General features: G+C 40.1%; 4 protein-coding genes. 3 read left to right on the forward strand and 1 reads right to left on the reverse strand.

Annotated elements, in window-relative coordinates; translation table 11 throughout:
- Positions 1–42 precede the first annotated feature (42 nt).
- Positions 43–1,587, reverse strand: coding sequence for a response regulator (locus tag Q0X72_RS04320; RefSeq protein ID WP_297762368.1), 1,545 nt, complete (start codon positions 1,585–1,587; stop codon positions 43–45).
- A gap of 35 nt (positions 1,588–1,622) precedes the next feature.
- Between Q0X72_RS04320 and Q0X72_RS04325 the strand changes: the two genes are divergently transcribed.
- From Q0X72_RS04325 to lpxC, 3 genes are all read left to right on the forward strand, one after another.
- Positions 1,623–2,855: an HD domain-containing protein gene (locus Q0X72_RS04325; RefSeq protein ID WP_297762370.1), complete on the forward strand. Its 1,233-nt coding sequence runs from the start codon at positions 1,623–1,625 to the stop codon at positions 2,853–2,855.
- A 46-nt stretch (positions 2,856–2,901) separates the two neighbouring features.
- Positions 2,902–3,924, forward strand: coding sequence for a UDP-3-O-(3-hydroxymyristoyl)glucosamine N-acyltransferase (lpxD, locus tag Q0X72_RS04330; RefSeq protein ID WP_297762372.1), 1,023 nt, complete (start codon positions 2,902–2,904; stop codon positions 3,922–3,924).
- 4 nt (positions 3,925–3,928) lie between these two features.
- On the forward strand, positions 3,929–4,758 hold an 830-nt coding region (gene lpxC, locus Q0X72_RS04335), incomplete at its 3' end, for a UDP-3-O-acyl-N-acetylglucosamine deacetylase (RefSeq protein WP_297762374.1).

The raw sequence follows: 4,758 nt of genomic DNA on the forward strand, positions 1-4,758 counted from the left end.
CATATTTAGATCATTAATCTTTCTGCACCAAGTATAATTTATTTAACGCGGTTCTAACACTATAAACGGGATGATCATCTCTTCCAGGGAAACCCCGCCGTGTTGATAGGTATTTCTATAATAGCTAACGTAGTGGTTGTAATTATTGGGATAGGCAAAAAACAGATCATTCTTTGCAAAAATAAAAGAACTGCTCATGGTAATAGTAGGTAAATGGATCTTTGCGGGTTCTCTGGCTTCTAGCACATCTTTGGCTTCGTAAGACAGGCTTCTCCCTGTTTTATACCGCAAGTTTAGACTTGTCTCCCTGTCCCCAATTACTTTGGAGGCATGCTGTACATTTATAGTTCCATGATCTGTAGTAATGATGAGTTTCATCCCAAGCGTTCTGGCTTTTTGGATGATCTCTAACAAAGGGGAATTCTTAAACCAGCTGACAGTTAAGGACCTGTATGCCTTGTCATTTGAGGCCAGTTCCTTAATGACACCCATCTCCGTTTTGGCATGGGAGAGCATATCTACAAAATTGTAAACGATCACCGTTAGGTCATTCTTCTTTTGCGTATTAAAATTTTGGACCAGATTCCTCCCCTGTTTTAAGCTGCTGATCTTATGGTACTCCCATTCCAGGTCTAGCCCAAGCCTTGCCAGCTGCGATTCCAAAAATTTGTCTTCAAATAGATTCTTGCCTCCCTCATCCGTATCATTCTTCCACCATTTGGGGTATTTTTTTTCCATATCTAGTGGTGTAAGACCCGAAAAAATGGCATTACGCGCATACTGGGTGGCTGTTGGTAAAATGCTGTAGTAGGGCTGTTCCTTGGTTTTTTTGTAATAAGGATTTAGGACATCTTCAAAAGAGATCCATTGGTCGTATCTCAAATTATCGATAACCACCAGCAAGGTGGGCTGTTCCTTTAACTCTGGTTTGATCCATTGTTGAAATAAGGTGTGAGACATTACCGGTCCGTCCCCGTCGGCAAACCATGAGGCATAATTTTTCTCAACAAACTTTCCAAAATGATTATTGGCCTCGGTCTTTTGGGATTCTAATATTTCAAACATCCCGGAATCTTCTATCTCCTCCAACCTCAATTCCCACGATATCAGTTTTTTATATAGGTCTGCCCATTCCTCATATGTATTCACCATGGAAAGGTCCATTGATATTTTCCGAAATTCTTGTTGATAATTTGAAGTGGTCTTTTCAGAGATCAATCTGGAATGATCCAGTGTTTTCTTTAACGCAAGAAGTATTTGGTTTGGATTTACAGGCTTAATAAGATAATCGGCTATTTTAGAACCGATGGCCTCTTCCATTATAAACTCTTCCTCGCTTCTGGTGATCATCACTACCGGTAAGCCTGGCTGTAGGTTCTTTATCTCCGTCAAGGTCTCCAGGCCAGACAGTCCGGGCATGTTCTCGTCCAGGAAAACGATATCAAATCTGTTCTTTTCTATCTCCTCCAAAGCTTCTTGTCCGCTCTTAGAGGTAACTACCGAATATTTTTTGTCCTCGAGAAATAGGATATGGGGTTTCAGCATATCGATCTCGTCATCTACCCACAGTATTGTAATCTTGTTCATTTAGTCCGTATATTTACCCCTTAAAGTATGAAACATTGGCCACCACCAGGAAGCTAAAGCTATTTAATGATCCAATTTACGGATTTATTAGAATTCCCAGCACAGAACTATTCCAACTAATAGCCCACCCTTATTTTCAGAGATTGCGAAGAATTTCCCAAATGGGATTATCTTATTTGGTTTTTCCGGGTGCTCATCATACCCGGTTTCATCATGCCCTGGGAAGTATGCATCTTATGCAGCAGGCTATTCAAGTGCTTCGTTATAAGGATGTTGAGATCACAGATGAAGAGGCAAATGGTCTTTTAGCGGCCATACTTCTCCACGATATTGGTCATGGACCTTTCTCTCATGCTATGGAACACAGCCTTGTGGATGGCATTGGTCATGAGCATATTTCGCTCTTATTTATGCAAAGTCTTAACCAGCAGTTTAACGGAAGTTTAACGTCTGCCATTGAAATCTTTAAAGGGACCTATCCCAAAAAGTTCCTGAATCAGTTAGTATCTAGTCAATTGGATATGGATCGATTAGATTATCTCAAAAGAGATAGCTTTTACACCGGAGTTGCCGAGGGAAATATTAATTCGGAACGTTTGATCACCATGCTCAATGTAGTAGATGGCGAGTTGGTAATAGAAGAAAAAGGCATCTATTCCGTTGAGAAATTTTTAATAGCAAGGAGATTTATGTATTGGCAGGTATACCTGCACAAGACTGGTATTGTTGCTGAACAACTGTTGATCCGTGTTTTGCGAAGAGCCAGAGAATTAAGTGCACAAGACGTGTTAATTGAGGCCAGTGATGCCTTATTGTATTTTCTGAAAAATACGGTTAGAAAGGATACTATTTCACATGACATTCTTTTAAAATTTTCAGCCCTGGATGACATCGACATATTAGCTGCTCTTAAAAAATGGCAGCATCATGATGATTTTGTCCTATCCACCTTAAGCAAAATGATCTTGCATCGCGAGTTGTTAGAAGTTAAGATCAAAAAGAATCCAATTGCGCCTCAGCGAATTCTTAAACAGCTAAAGGAGTTTGCCTTAAAATATAATCTGACGGAAGAAGAGGCACGGTATTTTGTATTTACAGGAACCATAGCTAACACCGCTTACAACAAAGATGATGAGAACATTAATATCTTAATGGGGAATTCAAAGATCATTGATGTGGCGAAGGCGTCGGATCACCTCAATTTAAAAGCATTGTCTAAAACAGTCACCAAGTATTATATCTGTTATCCCAAGAAAAGCGTTTCGTAATTTTTCTTACTTTTGTCCGACTGTAACCTAAGACAAAAAACAACTCTTGAAATTCACAGCCAGTCAGATCGCAGGTATATTAGAAGGCGAGGTGCAAGGTAACCCTGAGATCTCTGTACACAAACTGGCGAAGATAGAAGAAGGAGTTGAAGGATCCCTTACCTTTTTGGCAAATCCAAAATACACACACTACATTTATAGTACCGAGGCCTCTATAACAATAGTTAATAGAGATTTTAAACCGGAACAGCAGTTAAACACTACCCTGATAATGGTAGATGATGCTTATAAGTCTTTCTCTAAGCTGCTCGAATACTACAATCAGGTTAAGAACAACAAAACAGGTATTGAAGAACCGGCTTTTCTTTCAGACACTGTCCTATATGGCTCCGAATTTTACTTGGGGGCTTTTTCGTATATAGGGAACAATGTAAAAATTGGGAATAATGTAAAAATATTCCCCAATGTATATATTGGTGATAATGTTACCATAGGAGATAATGTACTTATCTATTCTGGCGCTAAGATATATTCAGAATCGGTCGTAGGAAAAGGATGTGTTATACACAGTGCTGTAATTATTGGAGCAGACGGATTCGGATTTGCACCCAATACCAATGGCGAGTATATTAAGGTGCCTCAAACAGGAAACGTGGTATTAAAGGAAAATGTGGAAATAGGGGCAGGCACAACCATAGACAGGGCAACTCTGGGTTCAACAATACTGCACAGAGGTGTAAAATTAGATAACCAGATACATATCGCTCATAATGTTGAAATTGGCGAACATACAGCTATTGCTGCACAAACTGGCATTGCCGGTTCAACCAAGATCGGTAAAAACTGTCTTATAGGAGGACAGGTTGGCATCGTTGGCCACATTACCATTGGGGACCGGGTAAAAATTCAGGCACAATCCGGAATTAGTCGCAATGTGAAAGATGATGAATTTTTACAGGGCTCTCCGGCACTGAATTATGGTGATTTTAATAAATCCTATGTTCACTTTAAAAATCTTACCAAAATAGTTGGAAAGATAAATGATATTGAAAAAAACAATGGAAAATAAGGCTATGGCAAAACAACGCACCATTGCGAAAGAAATAGAACTTAAAGGTGTTGGTTTACATACCGGTGAAAACGTAACTATGAAGTTTGTTCCGGCCAAGGAGAACCATGGGTATGCCTTTAAGCGAGTAGATCTGGAGGGAGAACCCATTATTGAGGCAGATGCCAACTATGTGATCAATACTCAAAGGGGAACAAATCTGGAAAAACGCGGGGTGAAGATCCAAACATCAGAGCATGTACTTGCAGCCCTTGTGGGACTGGAAATAGATAATGTTCTCATAGAACTCAATGCTCCTGAACCACCCATTATGGACGGTTCTTCTAAGTTTTTCGTGGAAGCTTTGGAAAAAGCCGGCATCGTGGAACAGGGAGTAAACAGGGAAGAATATATAGTAAAGGAGGTCATCAGTTATAAGGATGAGGCTACAGGAAGTGAGATCACTATCATTCCTTCGGAAGAATACAAGGTGACCGCTATGGTCGATTTTGGCACCAAGGTTTTAGGTACCCAAAATGCTACCCTGGAGCGCCTATCAGATTTTAAAAAGGAGATCGCAGATGCCAGGACATTCAGTTTTTTGCACGAACTGGAAATGCTTTTAGAACACGGGCTTATAAAAGGTGGAGACTTAAACAATGCCATTGTCTACGTAGATAAGGAGATCTCCGAATCTACTATGAAAAAGCTGGAAAAAGCGTTTAAGAAAAAGAAGCTCTCCGTAAAACCCAACGGTATTCTGGATAATCTAACTCTGCATCAGCCTAATGAAGCAGCGCGACATAAATTATTAGATGTGATCGGCGATCTGGCCCTAACCGGCACCAGAATACG

The sequence above is a fragment of the uncultured Muriicola sp. genome (assembly GCF_947258935.1).
Classification (GTDB): Bacteria; Bacteroidota; Bacteroidia; order Flavobacteriales; family Flavobacteriaceae; genus Muriicola.